The following is a 17,246-nucleotide window of genomic DNA, read 5'->3' on the forward strand; positions in this document are numbered from 1 at the left end:
GTACTCTTTTGTACCTTCTATTTTTTCACTCACTCTCTCGAAAATTTTTTCTTCTTTTCCATGTGAATTTGTTAAAAACAACCACTCTTCTGATACTATTTTTCCATTAATCGCCACACCGTATTCGTAATCATTCGTATTATGCCGAAATTCAATTACCATTCGTGTAGGCATTTCACGCATAGACGAATTTAATTTAAATTTTGGTATTGACCATTTCTGATCAGTCACCAAGCGTTTAAGAGCTGATATTGCACGGACCACATTTGTCTTTCCGTGCCCGTTTGCACCATATAGGGTCGCTATTCTTAAAATATCAGGCCGATTACTTCCGCTGCGTTCAATATGGTTGAGGTGCCTATCGTCACTGGTCGCAACCATAGACAAGCTTGCTTCTGATCCAAAGCAAAGTGCATTCTCAACTGTAAACCTTAATAACATTTGTCATCCTAAAACCAGCCCGACATAAGAGCTTTAGGGAGAAAAAATCGCCTATATGAGATTATAGGTGTTTCATAATCTGCTTAAAAGCTTTCATTTGCGTGATTTTTTCTCGATCCAAAGATGCCTTATTGTTTTCTGGGGGGGGTAGCGCGACAAGCTATAATCCGGTCTAAGGGGGGGGCGGATTATCTGGCATCAGCGCTTGGCCAGCCCCTGAAGAACATCAGCCTGCTCCCGCAGCGTTTCACGCGCCATCTGCATCTGGCGTTCAAACCTCAGATTGCGCTTCACGAGCTTGATGCCGTCGGCCATTTCGACCAGCGTGAGTTCCTGCCCGACTTCTAGACCAAGGCGGACACGTGTTTCCGCTGGAAGGGTAACACCGACAGAATTGCCCTGTTTGCGTACGACAACTATTTCCATGAACTCAGCCCCATATTACGTAACAGAGCCGCATCAGAGGCGACAAGCCCAGATATCCCTTTAGCAGTGCTAATCAGACAGAATTGTAGATCACGTGGTTTGCCAGCCTTTGATGATTTCGATCCACTCTCCGGGCGAAAACTGGCTTGGACCGTGCGGTTCGGGGTATCGACGCCCTGAAAGCAGTCGTTTATCTTGGATATGTATATCTCTGGACGCCTTCTGCGCCATCCTGTCACTTAGAACCCGAACACCACGGAAAATGGCGCGGGCCATATGTTTTCCAGCCGCGCGAAGCTGATCGCTGCCCTTGATAAGCAGCCTGTAGGTATTGCTGGTTCTCACCCATCGCCCTTCAACACATTTCCGCCGGTAGGTCCGCTCGATCAATCCGAGTTCGTAGCCCCGTTCAAGCGCCCGGATGACTGTCCGCACTGAATACCGACAGGCCCGAGCGATTGCGTGGTGGCTCGGATAGAGTCCATCCGCCCCGAGGAAGGTGGCGAGCGTCATGAGCACGGATTTTTCGGATGGCTTCAGCTTGTGGTCAAAATAAAGCCCCAGAACCTGCTTGCGGAAAGCCGCCTTGACGGAAGCATGGCGGCTCATCGCTCTGCACTCCAGGTCGAAACCAGAACGCGATGAAAAAAACTTGCCTGAACGGCCCGGAGATCCGTGACAACAGAGTCAGTTTCTAGTACGCTACTCGCACGCATTGCACGATTTTTCCTTGATCGTGCGTGCCGTTTTTGAACGTGTTTGACTCTGTAAGTCTCTGATTTCGTTGGAGTCAGCCGGTTTTGACATGGTAGGGGTCACAGGTTCAATCCCTGTTGCGCCCACCATCCGCTCGGTGGATTTCCTACAAATTTTAGAATGGTGGCGGATTTTTCAATCCGCATAGTGTGTTCGAAGTTCTGATATCGAACGCAAGACCGCGCGTCAGTTCTCGCGCGGCAACGCAAAGAGTGCGTCAGAAACATTCACACCACGCGTGATGTCAGAGAGTGTCACGCGCGTCTGACGTCCCTGCGCATCAATCACGACCCATCCACGCAAGGCCAGCGGCTGGTCCGCGAAGAACATGACCAGCGTTCCCTCCCCGGGCGCTTCCGTCCGGACAGCCGAAATCCGCACCACTCCATTCTCATGATGAAAATCGGTGACAGTCACGTCGCCTGAGAGGGAAACATGCGCGCTGAGAAGCAGGCCAAGCGGCGTACGCTCCTGCGGAATTTCCGTTGTCTGATCGAGTTGCGTATCCCTGAACACCACCTTGCCGTCATTCGCGACAAGCAACAGAGGGCTCGGTTTGTCATATTCGAACCGCATCCGCCCCGGACGAGCCAGCCAGACCGTTCCGGTCGTACGCTGGCCGTCAGGAGCAGTCTGCTCGAAACGGGCTTTCAGGGTCGTGACCGCATTCATGGAATCTTCCACGCGGGCGATCCAGCCATGATCCGCTGGCGAAAGAGTTGCCTGAGCATGGGCTGCTGGGGTCATCGCTGGAGCAGCCAAAGCCACTCCAGCGATCAGGCATGACCGACGCAGCCATGAAATCATCTTCCGCATGTCAGGCTTGTCCTTCAACGGCCGGTCATGATCCGTTCGATAAGCTGCTTCACGGTCGGGACGAAGCCGTTTGAATAGAACGGGTCCGTCGCAAAGCGCCACGCGTTGGTGCCACCAAACATCAGATTGTTGTCAGCAATCTTTTCTTCGTCCGGCCCATGAGCATGAGAAAGCGCCTGAAGCGTTTTCTGAATGCAGAACGAACGCGGATCGGCCTTACGACCGTTGGTGTATTCCGGCGGCCGCTGACTCCAGTTGGAGAAACGGCATTCCGAAAGACAGCCCATGCAGGCCACCTGATCCGCCAGAATTTCGCGTGCCTTCTCAGGCGTGACGAAAATCAGCGTCGAATCCGGCGTGCGCATCGCCTCGGTAAAGCCTTCCGCCTCCCATGCGCGAATACGCAGCAAATCAGCCGGTGTCACAAATACCTCGCGCTTGCGGGCGCCAACGCCATAAGACGCAACGTGCTCTCCAACCGCTTCCGTCGAAAACGCGACCTGACGTTCGGAGCGTCCGCGCAATTCCTGCAAAAAGCTATTGTTGACAGCGGAGGAATAGAAGCCTGTTGGCGAAAAGCGATTGAGATAGACATCGCCTTTCTTGAGCGTCAGAAGACGCGCTTTCCATGCTTCCGGGATAGGGCTTTCCTCGGTCAGCAGCGGCCGGGTGCCGAACTGGAACACAATGGGACCAAGCTCCGGATTATCGATCCAGTCCTGCCATTCCTCCAGCCACCAGACACCACCGGCCATGATGATGGGCGTGTCGCCCAACCCGAACGCACGCATGGTTTTGCGCAGCGCAGCTACACGCGGATAAGGGTCTTCCGGCTGCAACGGATTTTCCGTGTTGGAAAGACCGTTATGGCCACCAGCACGCCACGGATCCTCGTACACCACGCCGCCCAGCAGTTCGGCACTCTTACTATAGGCCCGCTTCCACAAGGCATTGAAAGCGCGCGCCGAAGAGACGATCGGGTAATAGTAAACGCCGAACTTGGCAGCGATATCTGACAGGCGATAGGGCATGCCCGCCCCACAGGTCATACCGTGGATGAGCCCCTTCGCCCCTTCCAGAACTCCGGCGATAACCTGTTCCGAACCGCCCATTTCCCAGAGGATGTTCGCGTGAATGCGCCCTTTGCCGCCCGCTTTTTCATGAGCGATCTTTGCCTGCGCGATTCCACCCTTGATGGCGTAATCGATCAGTTCTTCCTGACGCTCGCGGCGGGTCCGGCCTTTGTATATCTGCGGAACGACATTGCCATGTTCATCATAGCTGTCAGCGTTCACCACTGAAATCGTTCCCACGCCGCCTGCCGCAGCCCAGGCCCCAGCGGATACGCCTGTCGAGACGGACACACCCTTGCCGCCCTCAACCAAAGGCAGAACTTCTGCGCCTCCCAGCCTAACTGCGTTAATCGCCTTCATGCCTGTCCTGTCGCCGTTCCTGTTCTTGCGTGCATCGGCGCCTCTTAGCCCGATATGATCCTGCGTGCCATACACAAACGGGCGCTACAGCCACCGGCCGCAGCGCCCGCCCGTTCAAGCAGTCACCTGAGACCTCAGTCCTCGCGGCGCGGTGCGCGTGCCGGCTTTTCGCCAACCTCAGAGGTGATATCGGCACCCGTAGCCTGATCTACAACCCGCATCGAGAGCTTCACCTTGCCACGGTCATCGAAACCGATGACCTTGACCTTCACAGCGTCACCCTGCTTCACCACGTCCGTGGTGCGGGCCACACGACCCTGCGCCAGCTCGGAGATGTGAACCAGACCATCCTTGGCACCAAGGAAGTTCACAAACGCACCAAAGTCAGCCGTTTTCACGACCTTGCCATCGTAGATGCGACCGATTTCAGGCTCTGCCACAATCCCGTTGATACGGGCGATCGCCTTCTGAGCCTGCTCGTCGGACGATGCCGCGATGGTGATCGTGCCATCGTCACCGATGTCCACTTTCGCCCCCGAATACTCGACGATCTCACGGATGACCTTGCCACCGGTTCCGATCACATCACGGATCTTCTCCTTCGGCACGCTCATCGTGGTGATCTTCGGCGCCGTGGAAGACACGTCGGAACGGCCTTCCGTCAGCGCCTTGGACATCTCGCCCAGAATGTGGAGACGACCGCCACGGGCCTGCTCCAGCGCGATTTCCATGATCTCCGGTGTGATGGACGTGATCTTGATGTCCATCTGCAACGCGGTGATGCCCTGCTCGGTTCCCGCCACCTTGAAATCCATGTCGCCGAGGTGATCCTCGTCGCCAAGGATGTCGGACAGCACGGCGTAGCCGCTGTCTTCCTTTATGAGGCCCATCGCAATACCGGCGACCGGACGCTTCAGCGGAACGCCAGCGTCCATCAGCGCGAGAGAGGAACCACAGACAGTCGCCATGGAAGACGAACCGTTGCTTTCCGTGATCTCGGACACGACACGCATCGTGTACGGGAACTCGGCCTTGGTCGGCAGCAGCGGATGGATGGCGCGCCATGCCAGCTTGCCATGACCGATCTCACGACGACCCGGCGAACCCGTGCGGCCACACTCACCGACCGAGAACGGAGGAAAGTTGTAGTGCAGCAGGAAGTTGGTGCGATATTCGCCTTCGAGCGCGTCAATGACCTGCTCGTCCTGAGCCGTGCCAAGCGTCGCGATCACCAGCGCCTGAGTCTCGCCACGGGTGAAGAGAGCGGAGCCATGCGCACGCGGCAGGATCCCGACCTCGGAGACGATCGGACGCACCGTGACGAGATCACGACCGTCGATACGCAGACCCGTATCAAGGATCGCATTACGCACGATGTCGGCCTCAAGATCCTTCAGCATCGGCTTGGCGGCTTCAGCGTCCAGATCAGCAGCGGTCAGTTTCTCAATGACCGTCTTCTTCGCGGCAGCAATTTTCTCGTAGCGAGCCTGCTTGGCCTTTTCCTTGTAAGCCGCCGTCAGCAGCTTGCGACCCAGCGTATCGACCTTCTTGCGGAGAGCAATGGCTTCCTTGCTCGGCCCCTCCATTTCCCACGGTGCCTTGGCAGCGTGCTCGGCCAGCGCGATGATCGCCTCGATAACCGGCTGGAAGGCCTTGTGACCGAAGTTCACGGCACCAAGCATGACGGCTTCGGACAGCTCGCTGGCTTCCGACTCCACCATCAGCACGCCTTCAGACGTACCGGCGACGACGAGATCGAGATCGCTCTCTTTCATCTCGTCGAGGGTCGGGTTCAGCACATATTCACCGTTGCTGTAACCAACGCGGCAACCGGCAACCGGGCCGAAGAACGGAATACCGGACAGCGTCAGCGCAGCAGACGCACCGATCAGGGCCGGGATGGCCGGATCGTTTTCCATGTCGTGGCTAAGGACCGTCGTGATGACCTGAACCTCGTTCCGGAAGCCTTCCGGAAACAGCGGACGGATCGGACGGTCGATCAGACGCGAGTTCAGCGTCTCGATTTCGGAAGGACGGCCTTCACGCTTGAAGAAGCCACCCGGGATCTTGCCCGCAGCGTAGGCTTTTTCCTGATAGTTGACGGTCAGCGGGAAGAAATCCTGTCCCGGCTTGACGGTCTTGGCGCCTACGGCCGTACAGAGAACAACGGTCTCGCCATAGGTGACGACAACGGCGCCATCTGCCTGACGGGCGATCTTGCCGGTCTCAAGGATCAGCGGGCGACCGGCCCATTCAATTTCTTTACGGAAATAGTTGAACATTCGTAAATCAAACCTTTCGGCCGCATTTCGCGTCGCTTCTCCCGACGGGACCTCAATGTCCTGCGTCTGCGGGAGGTGGAAAGGCCGGATGCAGACAGCGTCTCGGACGGCATGGTGTGGCTGACGCAAAACGTCAGGACGCCATGTGGCCTGAAACGCCGTGGCTAGGCCGGCTCTCTGCGCGCCTGTAGCGGCACTGAATCTGTGTCAGGACCATCCGGACACAAAAAACCCGGAGCTCCGCCAAAACGGAACTCCGGGTGATCCCTTACAGGATAATCGGCGCAGGGAAAACAGCAGAGTGGTGTCCGCCGTTTCCTTTTGCCCGGACCGCGTTCAGCGACGCAGGCCCAGACGACCGATCAGCGTCTCATAACGCTGCTGGCTCTTACGCTTCAGATAGTCGAGCAGACCACGGCGGTTGCCGACCATGACGAGCAGACCACGACGCGAATGGAAGTCCTTCGCGTGCGTCTTCAGGTGCTCGGTCAGGTTGTTGATGCGCTCCGTAAGGATCGCGACCTGCACTTCCGGTGAACCCGTGTCGGTTGGATTCGTGCGGTATTCTTCAATCAGCGCCGTGCGGCGTTCTGCGGTAATCGACATCGTTGTCTCCCGAATTCAAAGCAAACGAACAGGCTTGAGCCACCCTTCTTCAAGGCGACCCAGACCCAGCACCGCTTCCCCGTCCATCATGCGGACCACATCGTCCGGTCCCGTTTCCGGAATACGGCCCATGAGGTCCATCAGGCCAAGAGCCTGTCCATGGCGAATAAGAGCTGCTTCATCAGGCATCAGGGCCAGCGCCGGGATGTCGGCCAGCGCGGTCGATACCGGACGCAGCAGTTCCGGCGAAGCGGGGCCTTCTTCGGCGCTCTCGGTGATTTTGTCCAGCGAAATCGCATCCGCCTCCGTGAAGGGGCCGACCCGCAGACGACGCAGGACAGCGATATGCCCCACTGTTCCGCAGGCCAGAGCCACGTCACGTGCGAGGGACCGCATGTAGACCCCTTTGCCCGATTCCACTTCGAATACGGCGTGATCCGCATCAGGGCGGTCGATCAGCACGAACCGGTCCACGCGCGCCGGACGGGGCGGTAGATCGGGCGGGCGGCCATCGCGCGCCATGTCATAAGCCCGCTCACCCGCAACTTTGAGCGCCGAGAACACAGGGGGCACCTGCATGATGTCACCCGTCAGATCAGCCGCGGCTTTCTGTAACTGCTCATCGGTCGGACGCACATCGGACACAGCCGTGGCATTGCCATCGGCATCGTCGCTGTCGCGTGCTTCACCGAGCTTCAGAGTGAAATGGTACCGCTTGGTGCCATCCATAATGTAAGGCACAGTCTTGGTAGCAGCGCCCATGGCGATGGGCAGCAGCCCTGTCGCCAGTGGATCGAGCGTTCCGCCATGCCCCACCTTCTGGGCGTTGAAGGCCCGCTTGAGAATACTGACGACCGCCGTGGAGGTGACTCCCGTGGGCTTGTCGATCACCAGCCAGCCGTCAAGCGGCCGTCCCTTGCGAACGCGGTTGCGTGCCATTCCTTCCGTCCCCCGAATGTCTCTCGGTCAGGCGTCCTGCCCAAAGAGGCGCGGGTCTAGCCGAGCGCCGGCCGCTTCGCAATGTCAGGAAGCAGTCAGGTCGATTGCGGCACGGTGAAACAGGCAAAGGAATGGCTGTGGAGAATGCGGCAGGCCGTGGTGGCGTCCTGCGCAGCGAAACCGACAAGACGGGCTCGATAAAGAGAGTTGGCAGCAGGCGACACGCGCATGACGACAGGATTCGCGATCCCGCCGCTTCCAATGATTGACTGCGCATGAGCAAGGGCCATCCGTGCTTCATTACCTGATGAGAACGCCCCCACCTGCACAGCCCAGCCGCCACCACTTCGTGCTGTTGCGGGACGCGTATAAGCAACAGGCGTCAGACGAGGTGTCGTCCGCGCGGATGCAGGCTCGACATAACTTGCCAATTCAACGGGCAAACCGGTACGCGCACCTGCCGTAGACGTGGCAGGCACTGGCGGCGGAAGAGCTGGGGGCGCGGCAGAGGCGACAGCGATTGCTGCTGGCTGGGGTTGCGGGTCAGCATGCGGCACGTCGCGGTCCACAAGGCAGTTGGATGGGTCATAGGCTGCATCGACGTTCCTGAGGCAACCGTCACCCGTCCGCGCCACCGGCCCCGACACCGCAGCGGCACTCGTTGCGGAAGCCGGAGCATAAACCTGCTGCGCGGGAGAAGTCGTGGCCTGCGCCACCATTACAGGCGAAGCCGTAACGGCTGGAACGGCATCCCCGAGATGTGGGCTGATGGATGCAACGTAATTGACCGTCTCATCCGGCAATGGATCGCCAGTCTGCAAAAACTGCTCCAGACGACCCGGGCCGGCATTGTACGCCGCCAGAAAGCCGGGCGAGCCAAACTTATCGTAGAGTTGGCGAAGGTAACCGCTACCCGCCATGATATTGTCGTGTGGTTCGTAGGGATCGTTACCCAGCGCAAATTCAGCAGCCAGTTCCGACCATGTCGCAGGCATGAGCTGCATGAGCCCCATGGCGCCGGAGCCGGATCGTGTCAGCTGACCATGCTGGTATTCCTGACCACCGGACTCCTGATGCATGACAGCGCGAATCCAGGCCTCGGGAACGGAGAAGCGCGCCGCGGCCTCCCGAATGTAAGGCCCCCACGGATCACTTGCCGGGCCGGGTGGGGTGTAATCGCCCCGCCCCCATTGTGACGGATTGCCCCCGGGACGCGACCCTGTGCTGCTGCAAGCCGCGAGTCCGAGCATCACGCCGAGACTCAACGATCGAAAGAGCGAAAACTGCCCCCGCCGCATCCTTAGCGCCCCCTGAAAGACCATCAATTCCATCAGATGAAGATTACACTCATGTATGCCAATGGAAAATTAAGGCCAAAATGGGGCGTCGTCGCAGTCTCTCCTACAGGACTGAAACGTTTCCTTGGTTGACGTGGCCTATATGAGATGGCATGTCGCCTGCCCTTAGATTGGGTGATGGCCTTGCGGGCCGCCCCGTAATGACGTCGGGGATATATCTCCCCTGCCACGAAATACGATCGACAGGTTCAAAATGGCCCAGCCCGAACTCGGTTCCAAACGCGTTTGCGTCTCCTGCGGCGCGCGTTTCTATGACCTCCAAAAAGAGCCGGCCGTTTGCCCGAAATGCGGAGCGGAGCAGCCGGCTGAAGTGCCCCGCCTGAAACGCACCGGCGAAATCGTTCCCGAGTCGCCCAAACCTGCCGCACCGAAAGATGAGCAGGACGTCGATACGGACATCGACACCGATGACGATGATGACGCCGATGATGTCATGGAAGACACGTCCGATCTTGATGATGACGCTGACGACATCAGCTCGGACATCGACGTTCCGTCCGACAACGACGATCACGACAACTGATCGCGAAAACGCTTCTGTCCAAACCGGCAGAAGCGTTTCTTTTCTTCAGAATTTCCAGATGATTGTTCATGCACCTGCGCGGAAAACCGTATTCGCGCAGGAGTAAGTGCTTCGATTTTCTAAAACAAAATGTCAGTCACGCTCAATCGTGCACTGGAGCGGGTGCTGGTTCTGGCGCGCCAGATCCATCACCAGAGCAACTTTGCTCTCCGCGACTTCGTAGGTGAACACCCCACAAACGCCCACGCCCTTCTTATGGACGTGCAGCATGATATTGGTCGCTTCATCACGGTTCTTGCTGAAGAAGCGTTCCAGAACGTGAACAACAAATTCCATCGGTGTGTAGTCGTCATTCAGCATGAGGACTTTGTACATGGATGGCTTCTTGGTTTTGGGAACGGCCCGCACCAGAACGCCGACGTCCGATGAATTGTCTTCCTTCTTCTCCGTCATCTAACCTACTCGGCTGTTTCACGGCATGACACACGCCTGAAGAGGCATTGTTCCTGCGCCGCGATAATTCCGTTCTCTCTAAACCGCTGGCTTTCTCCTGCAAACTAAAATCAGGGCATGACACGCAGAACCATGGAGCCAGCAGAAAGAACGTAATGCCTCCCCTTAACGGAGGCGTCTTCTTAATCCGTTAAAGCCCATTGGATTTTATCGCATTTTTTGGGATCACTTTTTCTAAATATTAGTAATTTTTACCCTAGACGGAGGTTGCGGCACTGATAAGCTTCCAGTCCGTCCTCTCTTACCCGGAACGCCACGTGCTTCGCCATGACAGATGATTCCCGTTTCCCGTCGACAGGGACAAACCGCCCCAGCACGAAACGGGTCAGCAGAACTGTTGGCCAGACGTCCGCGGTCACGGGAACTGTTTTTTCTCGCCTGAAGCAGACGCTGTTATTCTCCGTCATTGGCGCCACCGTCATGACGGCACACTCCGCTCAGGCTCAGTATGTCGGGCAGATCAGCGCTTTTGTTGAAGATACGCGCACAGGGACGGTTCTGGCGCAGATCAATCCCGACCTTCAGCGCTATCCCGCGAGTCTGACCAAGCTGATGACGCTCTATATGGCGTTTCAGGCTCTTCGCTCAGGACAGATTTCACTGGATCAGGCCGTTCCGGTTTCCGTCAGAGCCGCTACCCGGGAGCCGTCAAAGCTCGGTCTGGTTCCGGGGTCATACATCACGGTTGAGCAGACCATTCTCGGACTCGTCACCAAGTCGGCTAATGACGCGGCATGTGCGCTCGGCGAACTGATCGGCGGCAATGAAGACAGATTTGCCGCGATGATGACGGCTCAGGCGCATGCACTCGGCATGAGCGCCTCCACCTTCCGTAATGCGTCCGGATTACCTGACCCGAATCAGGTGACGACGGCACGCGATCTGGCCACGCTGGGGCGGCGTCTCATCTCGGATTTCCCCGAGGACTATCATTATTTCTCAACCCCCGTGTTCTATTTTCACGGCCATGAAATTCCCAACCACAATCCGATGCTGCGTTTCTATCCCGGCGCAGATGGCATGAAGACCGGATATACGGCTCAGGCTGGCCTCAATCTGGTTGCCTCCGCCAGCCGCGAGAATGTGCGTCTGGTAGGAGTGGTCATGGGGGCGGCATCCAATGTGCAGCGCACACGCACAATGGCCGATCTTCTTGATCAGGGCTTTCAGGACGAGGGTGTTGCCCCTGTGGCCCGGACGCCCGTTATCGCCCGTCCTCTTATTCTGGCACGAGGCATGAGCGGTTCCCGTCGCCAGATGATCCGTCTTGCAGCCGCTGGAACGCGCAAAGCAGGCAAGGCGCCTGTGCAGGTCGCCGAAGCTCCGTCAGGGCGTCTCAGAAAGCTGGGAATCATTCATTACGTGCTGGCAAAAGCGCCTCTTACCCACCGCGCGAAGGACGGCGTTGGGGCGCGTAAAGCAACAGCCCATCACCATAGCCGTTCAAAAACCTGATTTCTTAAAAACTGCGTGAGAGAACGATCGCGCGGGTGACCCCCGCAAGATCGGAACATAGCTCCACGGTTTTCAGTCCAGCCGACTGAGCAATCTGCTGCACGTCTTCTGCCTGCCCGATGCCAAACTCCAGAATCGCAATGCCTTCGGGTGTCAGCACATCTGGCAGACGGGGTATAATTGCGCGATAGGCATCCAGTCCTTCCGTCCCGCCATCCAGCGCGATCATCGGCTCATAATCGGCTACGTCCCTCATCAGCCCACCGATATCCCGGCTTGGAATATATGGAGGATTGGACAGCACAACATCAAAGCGGGCAGCGAGAGGATTCATCCACTCTGCCACGATAAAAAAGGCACGCTGATCCAGTTGGTTCAGCGTTGCATTATGCGCCGCCTGCCGGGCAGTGCCTTCCATATAATCAACGCCGACCCCCATCGCCTGTGGATATTCAATGAGTGCCGCGAGAAGCAGGCACCCGCTTCCTGTCCCCAGATCGAGAACGGATGAGACTGATGCCCTGTCTGGCCGATACCTGATCAACGCTTCGATCAGCGTCTCCGTATCACCTCTGGGGATCAGCGTATCGCGGGTGACTTCAAGGTCTAGAGTCCAGAACCCTTTCTCTCCTTTGAGATAAGCCACCGGCTCATGATCGGCACGTCGCTGAACGAGCGCAAAAAATGACTGGGCGTTTGGCATCACGCTGTCCGGATTCATCATCTGCCACGAGATATCGTGCCCGTAGGCTATCTCGAAAAGAATCCGGGCCTCCCGGCGCGGTTCTTCAATTCTGGCACGCATGAGAGAGGCTGTCGCCTCGGCAATCAACGTCTTTACGCGACTGTCATTTTCAACTGTCATGACATACTGTTAGCTTTAGAAAAGAACGTTGTCATTGGCGTGCTGGTGCGTTTCAATCGAGGCGTTTGAAACAGGGTGGAAACCAACAGCTTGATGTACGCACTTTCTTCCGCGTCACAACAGCCAAAACGCACAGCGCCAATCGTGAAGATCGCCCTTGCAGCAGTTGCGTTCATCACAACCCATATCGCCTTGCCCGCGCAGGCCGCCCGCTTTGTCATTGAAGATGGAAAAGCGCCGCAGGAAGTGTCCGAAACATCGCGCATTTATGTTGATGGCAAACTGGTCGCCACCTTCGAACTGGATGATCGCACTCCAGAAAAACATGCGGTCGTCACGACTTCAGATGACATGACGCACAGCTATGCCCTGTGCGGAGAAATTGTCATTCGCAACACTGAAGGAAAACCCGAGACCCATCAGGTAAACAGTGAGGGCATGCTTCGGAACCCTGACAAACACGTGTTTCAGGCAATGGGAGCGAATGATTTTACCGATTTCTATCTGATCGATCCGCAGAATCCTGATGCGGCGACGCATCATCCGGCCCGCACAGGCGCGTGTGCCCTTCCAACAAGCTGAGATTTCCGTTTCTTCGGAAATATCGCCAACCGCACTGTTACACCGTGATCATGAACAGGCAATCCGACATGGAAAACAATACCCCGGGCTGGACGAGCGACTCACCTGAGGATCAGGAAATCAATGCCGCCGCCGATGCCATTGACCGCAAGGCAGGCATCGCCCAACCCCGTGAGCGGAATACGAGCTTCATGCGTGGTGTAGCATTACCCATACTCGCCGCAGGGATTGTGCTGATCATCATGTTCTGGCTGGTTTCCGCGTGGCTGGGGATGGTCTGAGCCCCTCTTACAAAAAAACGCTCTTTCCGGGGAGAAAGAGCGTCATGAAGGGCACAGATCAGAAGGACATGATTTTCGGCGCTTCCTGCGCAAGGTAATTGAGGCGTTTCACTTCCAGCCGTCCGACCGCAACACTGTCGAGAATCAGGCCACAAACCAGCGATAGGGCAGCGAGTATTTCAAACCCAGTCGCCAGCACCGCTGTCGGCAGGCGGGCCACCAAGCCAGTGCGCATATAATCACTGATGACGGGTATGCCGAGCAGGATGCCGATCGCCGCAAACAACACTGCGAGAATCGTAAAGAACAGAAGAGGCCGCTCCTGCTTCACCAGTCGCACGATCGTCGCGAGAATACGGACACCATCGCCCCATGTATTGAGCTTTGACTCAGATCCGTCTGGGCGCTCGATATAACGTGTCTGCACTTCGCCGATCGGCATGCACAATTGCAGCGCATGAACTGTGAATTCGGTCTCGGTCTCAAAACCTGACGAGGCAGCCGGAAAGGATTTGACGAACCGGCGGGAAAACACACGATAGCCGGAAAGCATATCCTCCGTGCGACGACCGAAGAAATTCGTCACCAGAGAGGTCAGAACCTTGTTTCCAAGCACATGGCCGGGGCGATAGGCCGCCTTCCGATCCGTCACACGCGCGCCCGTGACAACATCAAGCTGATTTTCCGCTGCCATGGCCAGCATACGCGGAGCGGCAGCGGCCTCATAGGTCGCGTCTCCATCCACCAGCACGTAGTAATCCGCATCCAGATCGGCAAACATGCGACGGATGACGTTGCCTTTGCCCTGCAGCCACTCCTGACGAACAATAGCGCCAGCCTCCCGCGCCACTTCGCAGGTTCGATCCGTGGAGTTGTTGTCGTAAACATACACGGTCGCAAACGGCAGGGCCGCACGAAAATCCGTGACAACAGTCCCAACCGTCACTTCTTCATTGTAACAGGGAATTAGTACTGCAACGTGAACGGGCTGCGCGTCTGACATCTGCTCTGTTCCATTGTTCATTTTTTTCGCGCGACGCATCACTCACAGACCACCGCGCAGGCTGACTAGCGAAGAAACACCCGCTTGCAAAGAGAATGACGAGGGGAAAAGCCTATCCCTCAAACCCTTCCAGCACGATCTTCCCTCTGACTTTGCCGCTTTCAAGCAGGGCATGCGCATGTCGAAGGGTGGTGGCATTGATCGGCCCCAGCACTTCGCTCAATGTCGTTTTCAGCACCCCGGCATCCACGAGGTTCGATACTTCCTCCAGAATTTCGGCCTGACGGATCATGTCAGCGGTCTGGAACGTCGAGCGCGTGAACATCAGTTCCCAGTGGGTTGAAACACTTTTGGCCTTGAAAGGCATCACATCCAGAGCCGGTGGATCATCGATCAGACCGAACCGTCCCTGAGGGGCAATCAGCTTCACCACCTCGGCGAAATGTCTGTCCGTTTCCGTGATGGAAAACACATAGCCCGCTGGCCCCAGACCCAGCGCCTCAACCTGTTCCGCCAACGGCTTGCTGTGATCGATGATATACTGCGCGCCCAGAGATTTCGCCCATTCGGCCGTTTCTGGTCGTGAAGCCGTGCCGATCACCGTCACATTGCCAAGACGACGCGCAAGCTGCACCGCCATCGACCCCACGCCGCCTCCTGCACCGATAATGAGGATACACTGTGGAACACCGGGAATGGGCCGTGTGATATCCAGTCGATCGAACAGCATCTCCCATGCCGTAATGGCGGTGAGAGGGAGAGCCGCCGCTTCCGCCCAGTTCAATGTGATGGGTTTCTTGCCGACAATTCGTTCATCGACGAGATGAAATTCACTGTCACACCCCTGTCGCGTAACGGCTCCAGCATAATAGACCGCATCGCCGGGACGGAAGCGCCTTACTGCGGGACCAACAGCCCGGACAATTCCGGCAGCATCCCACCCCAGCACTTTCCACTCACCAGCCGACGGTTCCGCACGCTTCCGAATCTTCGTGTCCACCGGATTGACCGAAACAGCCTTAACTTCAACGAGAAGATCGTGCCCTTTTGCCTCCGGCATCGGCAGGTCAATGTCCACCAGCGCGTCTTTATCCGTAATGGGCAGGGATTTCTGATAACCAACGGCGCGCATGACATGCTCCTTTGTGGCCGCATCGCGTAACGTGCGGTCAGTTTTTGCCGGATACATCAACCCGAAATGCACAATGCTGCAAGAGCGATAAACACGCTCAGCCAGCCTTCAGTTCATGCAGTCGGATTTTCCACGCAACAGCCCCTTTGCCTCGCGCCCTGCGAGAGAGAGCGCAACGGCTTCGGCAATACGGATACCGTCCATCGCTGCTGACATGATGCCACCAGCGTAGCCCGCGCCTTCCCCGGCCGGATAAAGACCCGGCGTATTCTGGCTTTCGCCATCGTCCTTGCGGGGAATCTGCAAGGGTGATGACGTCCGTGTTTCCACGCCTGTCATGACAGCATCACCAAGCGCGAAGCTGGAGAGCTTGCGGGCAAAAATCGGCAGCGCTTCCCTGATGGCGGCACATACAAAATCAGGCAGGCAGGTCTCCAGACTGGTTGGCGTGACACCGGGACGGTAGGACGGCACGACATGACCCAGATGGGTCGATGGACGCCCGGCCAGAAAATCCTCAACGCGCTGAGCGGGCGCGCGATAGTCACCACCGCCAGCCACAAATGCCCTGCTTTCCCACTCACGCTGGTAAGTGACACCCGCCAGCGGCGCATCCGGATAATCCTGCCCGGGACGCAATTCGACGACGATACCGGCATTGGCGTTCCGCTCGGCACGCGAATACTGACTCATGCCATTGGTGACGACACGCTCCGGCTCAGACGTCGCTGCCACCACGGTGCCGCCGGGACACATGCAGAAGGAATAGACACCGCGTCCGTCCGCCGTGCGATGCACCAGCTTGTAGTCTGCCGCTCCCAGAATGGGAGAGCCTGCCTGCGGTCCGAACTGATCCGCATCGATCAGCGATTGTGGGTGCTCGATGCGGACGCCGATGGAGAACGGCTTGGCCTGCATGGCCACGCCTTCTTCGTGCAGCATTTCGAATGTGTCGCGCGCACTATGGCCGACAGCAAGAATGACATGCGAGGCTGCGATCTCTTCCCCATCCGCAAGTTTTACGCCTCGCACCTGCCTTTTTTCATCGAGAAGAAGGCGATCGACACGGGAGTAGAAGCGATAGCTTCCGCCTGCCGCTTCGATTTCCTCACGCATATGCTCGACCATCGAGACAAGCCGGAACGTGCCGATATGCGGTTTGGAGAGATAAAGAATTTCCTCAGGCGCGCCCGCACGCACGAACTCATCCAGCACCTTCCGCCCGAGATGCCGGGCATCGTTGACACGCGTGTAAAGCTTGCCGTCCGAGAATGTCCCCGCTCCCCCTTCCCCGAACTGCACATTGCTTTCCGGGGTCAGCTGGGATTTGCGCCATAGGGCGAACGTATCCACCGTCCGTTCCCGCACCGGTTTACCGCGTTCGAGAATGATCGGCTTCAGCCCCATCTGCGCCAGAATGAGCGCCGCCATCAGGCCGCACGGCCCTGCTCCGATCACCACAGGACGCTGGAAATCGGGGCTAGCAACGAGAGCGGGCGCATTGATATCGACCGGCGCATATTCCGTCTGCGGTGTGGCGCGTATCTGCGGATCGTCAGCTTTTGTTTGCAGCAGCACCGCTTCATCGGGCACAGCGCAGTCAAGCGTATAGACAAGGAAGATATGCCCGCGTTTGCGAGCATCATAACCCCGACGAACGACCGAAATTTCTTCGATAGCGTCGCCTGCTACACCAAGTCGTGCTGCCAGCGCCTCCCGCAGAGCTTCGGGCTCATGCTCTAACGGAAGACGGATCTCGCTGACTCGAATCATCGGGGCGGCTCCTGCAAGGCGTTCTGGAATAAAGAGTGTCGCCTTACGGGCTACCAGGCCAT

The 17,246-nt window shown here is 57.5% G+C and carries 19 protein-coding genes; 4 read left to right on the plus strand and 15 right to left on the minus strand.

Going from position 1 to position 17,246, the window contains the following annotated elements; all coding sequences use genetic code 11:
- The 9 genes from ABF824_RS09290 to ABF824_RS09330 all read right to left on the minus strand — a co-directional run.
- Positions 1-441: AAA family ATPase (locus tag ABF824_RS09290; RefSeq protein ID WP_415488289.1), on the minus strand; the 441-nt coding region annotated here is incomplete at its 3' end.
- A gap of 198 nt (positions 442-639) precedes the next feature.
- Complete coding sequence (locus ABF824_RS09295; RefSeq protein ID WP_415488290.1) at positions 640-867, minus strand: AbrB/MazE/SpoVT family DNA-binding domain-containing protein; 228 nt, start codon at positions 865-867, stop codon at positions 640-642.
- A 90-nt stretch (positions 868-957) separates the two neighbouring features.
- The gene (locus ABF824_RS09300; protein WP_415488291.1) at positions 958-1,476 is read right to left on the minus strand and encodes a helix-turn-helix domain-containing protein; all 519 of its coding nucleotides are present in this window, start codon (positions 1,474-1,476) and stop codon (positions 958-960) included.
- A 333-nt stretch (positions 1,477-1,809) separates the two neighbouring features.
- Positions 1,810-2,439: a LolA family protein gene (locus ABF824_RS09305; RefSeq protein ID WP_415488293.1), complete on the minus strand. Its 630-nt coding sequence runs from the start codon at positions 2,437-2,439 to the stop codon at positions 1,810-1,812.
- A 14-nt stretch (positions 2,440-2,453) separates the two neighbouring features.
- Positions 2,454-3,872: an NAD(P)H-dependent flavin oxidoreductase gene (locus tag ABF824_RS09310; protein ID WP_415488295.1), complete on the minus strand. Its 1,419-nt coding sequence runs from the start codon at positions 3,870-3,872 to the stop codon at positions 2,454-2,456.
- A 134-nt stretch (positions 3,873-4,006) separates the two neighbouring features.
- On the minus strand, positions 4,007-6,154 hold the full coding sequence (gene pnp, locus ABF824_RS09315; RefSeq protein WP_415488297.1) for a polyribonucleotide nucleotidyltransferase: 2,148 nt from the start codon (positions 6,152-6,154) through the stop codon (positions 4,007-4,009).
- 336 nt (positions 6,155-6,490) lie between these two features.
- The gene (gene rpsO / locus ABF824_RS09320; RefSeq protein WP_166313238.1) at positions 6,491-6,760 is read right to left on the minus strand and encodes a 30S ribosomal protein S15; all 270 of its coding nucleotides are present in this window, start codon (positions 6,758-6,760) and stop codon (positions 6,491-6,493) included.
- Between the two features lie 15 nt (positions 6,761-6,775).
- Positions 6,776-7,699, minus strand: a complete 924-nt coding sequence (gene truB, locus ABF824_RS09325) for a tRNA pseudouridine(55) synthase TruB (protein WP_415488299.1) — start codon at positions 7,697-7,699, stop codon at positions 6,776-6,778.
- Between the two features lie 95 nt (positions 7,700-7,794).
- Entirely contained in the window at positions 7,795-9,030 is a 1,236-nt protein-coding gene (locus tag ABF824_RS09330; RefSeq protein WP_415488301.1) for a transglycosylase SLT domain-containing protein, read from the minus strand.
- 220 nt (positions 9,031-9,250) lie between these two features.
- On the opposite strand from ABF824_RS09330, the gene ABF824_RS09335 reads away from it, so the two are divergent.
- Positions 9,251-9,580: an FYDLN acid domain-containing protein gene (locus ABF824_RS09335; RefSeq protein WP_415488303.1), complete on the plus strand. Its 330-nt coding sequence runs from the start codon at positions 9,251-9,253 to the stop codon at positions 9,578-9,580.
- Positions 9,581-9,712: 132 nt separating this feature from the next.
- Here the strand turns inward: ABF824_RS09335 and clpS are convergent, their stop codons facing one another.
- Positions 9,713-10,033 carry an ATP-dependent Clp protease adapter ClpS gene (clpS, locus tag ABF824_RS09340; protein ID WP_415488305.1) on the minus strand — a complete coding sequence of 107 codons (321 nt, stop codon included), beginning with the start codon at positions 10,031-10,033 and terminating at the stop codon, positions 9,713-9,715.
- Between the two features lie 251 nt (positions 10,034-10,284).
- Positions 10,285-10,452, minus strand: coding sequence for a hypothetical protein (locus tag ABF824_RS09345; protein WP_415488307.1), 168 nt, complete (start codon positions 10,450-10,452; stop codon positions 10,285-10,287).
- 61 nt (positions 10,453-10,513) lie between these two features.
- On the opposite strand from ABF824_RS09345, the gene ABF824_RS09350 reads away from it, so the two are divergent.
- Positions 10,514-11,548, plus strand: a complete 1,035-nt coding sequence (locus tag ABF824_RS09350; protein ID WP_415488309.1) for a D-alanyl-D-alanine carboxypeptidase family protein — start codon at positions 10,514-10,516, stop codon at positions 11,546-11,548.
- A 4-nt stretch (positions 11,549-11,552) separates the two neighbouring features.
- Here the strand turns inward: ABF824_RS09350 and prmC are convergent, their stop codons facing one another.
- Complete coding sequence (gene prmC, locus ABF824_RS09355; RefSeq protein WP_415488311.1) at positions 11,553-12,413, minus strand: peptide chain release factor N(5)-glutamine methyltransferase; 861 nt, start codon at positions 12,411-12,413, stop codon at positions 11,553-11,555.
- Positions 12,414-12,506: 93 nt separating this feature from the next.
- Between prmC and ABF824_RS09360 the strand changes: the two genes are divergently transcribed.
- Positions 12,507-12,995: a hypothetical protein gene (locus ABF824_RS09360; protein WP_415488313.1), complete on the plus strand. Its 489-nt coding sequence runs from the start codon at positions 12,507-12,509 to the stop codon at positions 12,993-12,995.
- 68 nt (positions 12,996-13,063) lie between these two features.
- Entirely contained in the window at positions 13,064-13,276 is a 213-nt protein-coding gene (locus ABF824_RS09365) for a hypothetical protein (RefSeq protein WP_415488315.1), read from the plus strand.
- A 58-nt stretch (positions 13,277-13,334) separates the two neighbouring features.
- Here the strand turns inward: ABF824_RS09365 and ABF824_RS09370 are convergent, their stop codons facing one another.
- From ABF824_RS09370 to ABF824_RS09380, 3 genes are all read right to left on the minus strand, one after another.
- The gene (locus ABF824_RS09370) at positions 13,335-14,279 is read right to left on the minus strand and encodes a glycosyltransferase family 2 protein (RefSeq protein ID WP_415488317.1); all 945 of its coding nucleotides are present in this window, start codon (positions 14,277-14,279) and stop codon (positions 13,335-13,337) included.
- A 112-nt stretch (positions 14,280-14,391) separates the two neighbouring features.
- Positions 14,392-15,411 carry a zinc-binding alcohol dehydrogenase family protein gene (locus tag ABF824_RS09375; RefSeq protein WP_415488319.1) on the minus strand — a complete coding sequence of 340 codons (1,020 nt, stop codon included), beginning with the start codon at positions 15,409-15,411 and terminating at the stop codon, positions 14,392-14,394.
- Positions 15,412-15,519: 108 nt separating this feature from the next.
- Positions 15,520-17,184 (minus strand): NAD(P)/FAD-dependent oxidoreductase, encoded by a 1,665-nt coding sequence (locus ABF824_RS09380; protein WP_415488321.1) that lies wholly within the window; start codon positions 17,182-17,184, stop codon positions 15,520-15,522.
- Positions 17,185-17,246 lie beyond the last annotated feature (62 nt).

The sequence above is a fragment of the Acetobacter sp. genome, from assembly GCF_047721705.1.
Taxonomy (GTDB): Bacteria; Pseudomonadota; Alphaproteobacteria; order Acetobacterales; family Acetobacteraceae; genus Acetobacter.

Coding starts and splice junctions, on each gene's coding strand:
- truB (WP_415488299.1), bottom strand. CDS start 7,699: ATGGCACGCAACCGCGTTCGCAAGGGACGGCCGCTTGACGGCTGGCTG.
- ABF824_RS09380 (WP_415488321.1), bottom strand. CDS start 17,184: ATGATTCGAGTCAGCGAGATCCGTCTTCCGTTAGAGCATGAGCCCGAA.
- prmC (WP_415488311.1), bottom strand. CDS start 12,413: ATGACAGTTGAAAATGACAGTCGCGTAAAGACGTTGATTGCCGAGGCG.
- ABF824_RS09300 (WP_415488291.1), bottom strand. CDS start 1,476: ATGAGCCGCCATGCTTCCGTCAAGGCGGCTTTCCGCAAGCAGGTTCTG.
- ABF824_RS09370 (WP_415488317.1), bottom strand. CDS start 14,279: ATGTCAGACGCGCAGCCCGTTCACGTTGCAGTACTAATTCCCTGTTAC.
- ABF824_RS09295 (WP_415488290.1), bottom strand. CDS start 867: ATGGAAATAGTTGTCGTACGCAAACAGGGCAATTCTGTCGGTGTTACC.
- ABF824_RS09330 (WP_415488301.1), bottom strand. CDS start 9,030: ATGGAATTGATGGTCTTTCAGGGGGCGCTAAGGATGCGGCGGGGGCAG.
- clpS (WP_415488305.1), bottom strand. CDS start 10,033: ATGACGGAGAAGAAGGAAGACAATTCATCGGACGTCGGCGTTCTGGTG.
- ABF824_RS09350 (WP_415488309.1), top strand. CDS start 10,514: ATGACGGCACACTCCGCTCAGGCTCAGTATGTCGGGCAGATCAGCGCT.
- ABF824_RS09305 (WP_415488293.1), bottom strand. CDS start 2,439: ATGCGGAAGATGATTTCATGGCTGCGTCGGTCATGCCTGATCGCTGGA.
- pnp (WP_415488297.1), bottom strand. CDS start 6,154: ATGTTCAACTATTTCCGTAAAGAAATTGAATGGGCCGGTCGCCCGCTG.
- rpsO (WP_166313238.1), bottom strand. CDS start 6,760: ATGTCGATTACCGCAGAACGCCGCACGGCGCTGATTGAAGAATACCGC.
- ABF824_RS09335 (WP_415488303.1), top strand. CDS start 9,251: ATGGCCCAGCCCGAACTCGGTTCCAAACGCGTTTGCGTCTCCTGCGGC.
- ABF824_RS09375 (WP_415488319.1), bottom strand. CDS start 15,411: ATGCGCGCCGTTGGTTATCAGAAATCCCTGCCCATTACGGATAAAGAC.
- ABF824_RS09360 (WP_415488313.1), top strand. CDS start 12,507: ATGTACGCACTTTCTTCCGCGTCACAACAGCCAAAACGCACAGCGCCA.
- ABF824_RS09365 (WP_415488315.1), top strand. CDS start 13,064: ATGGAAAACAATACCCCGGGCTGGACGAGCGACTCACCTGAGGATCAG.
- ABF824_RS09310 (WP_415488295.1), bottom strand. CDS start 3,872: ATGAAGGCGATTAACGCAGTTAGGCTGGGAGGCGCAGAAGTTCTGCCT.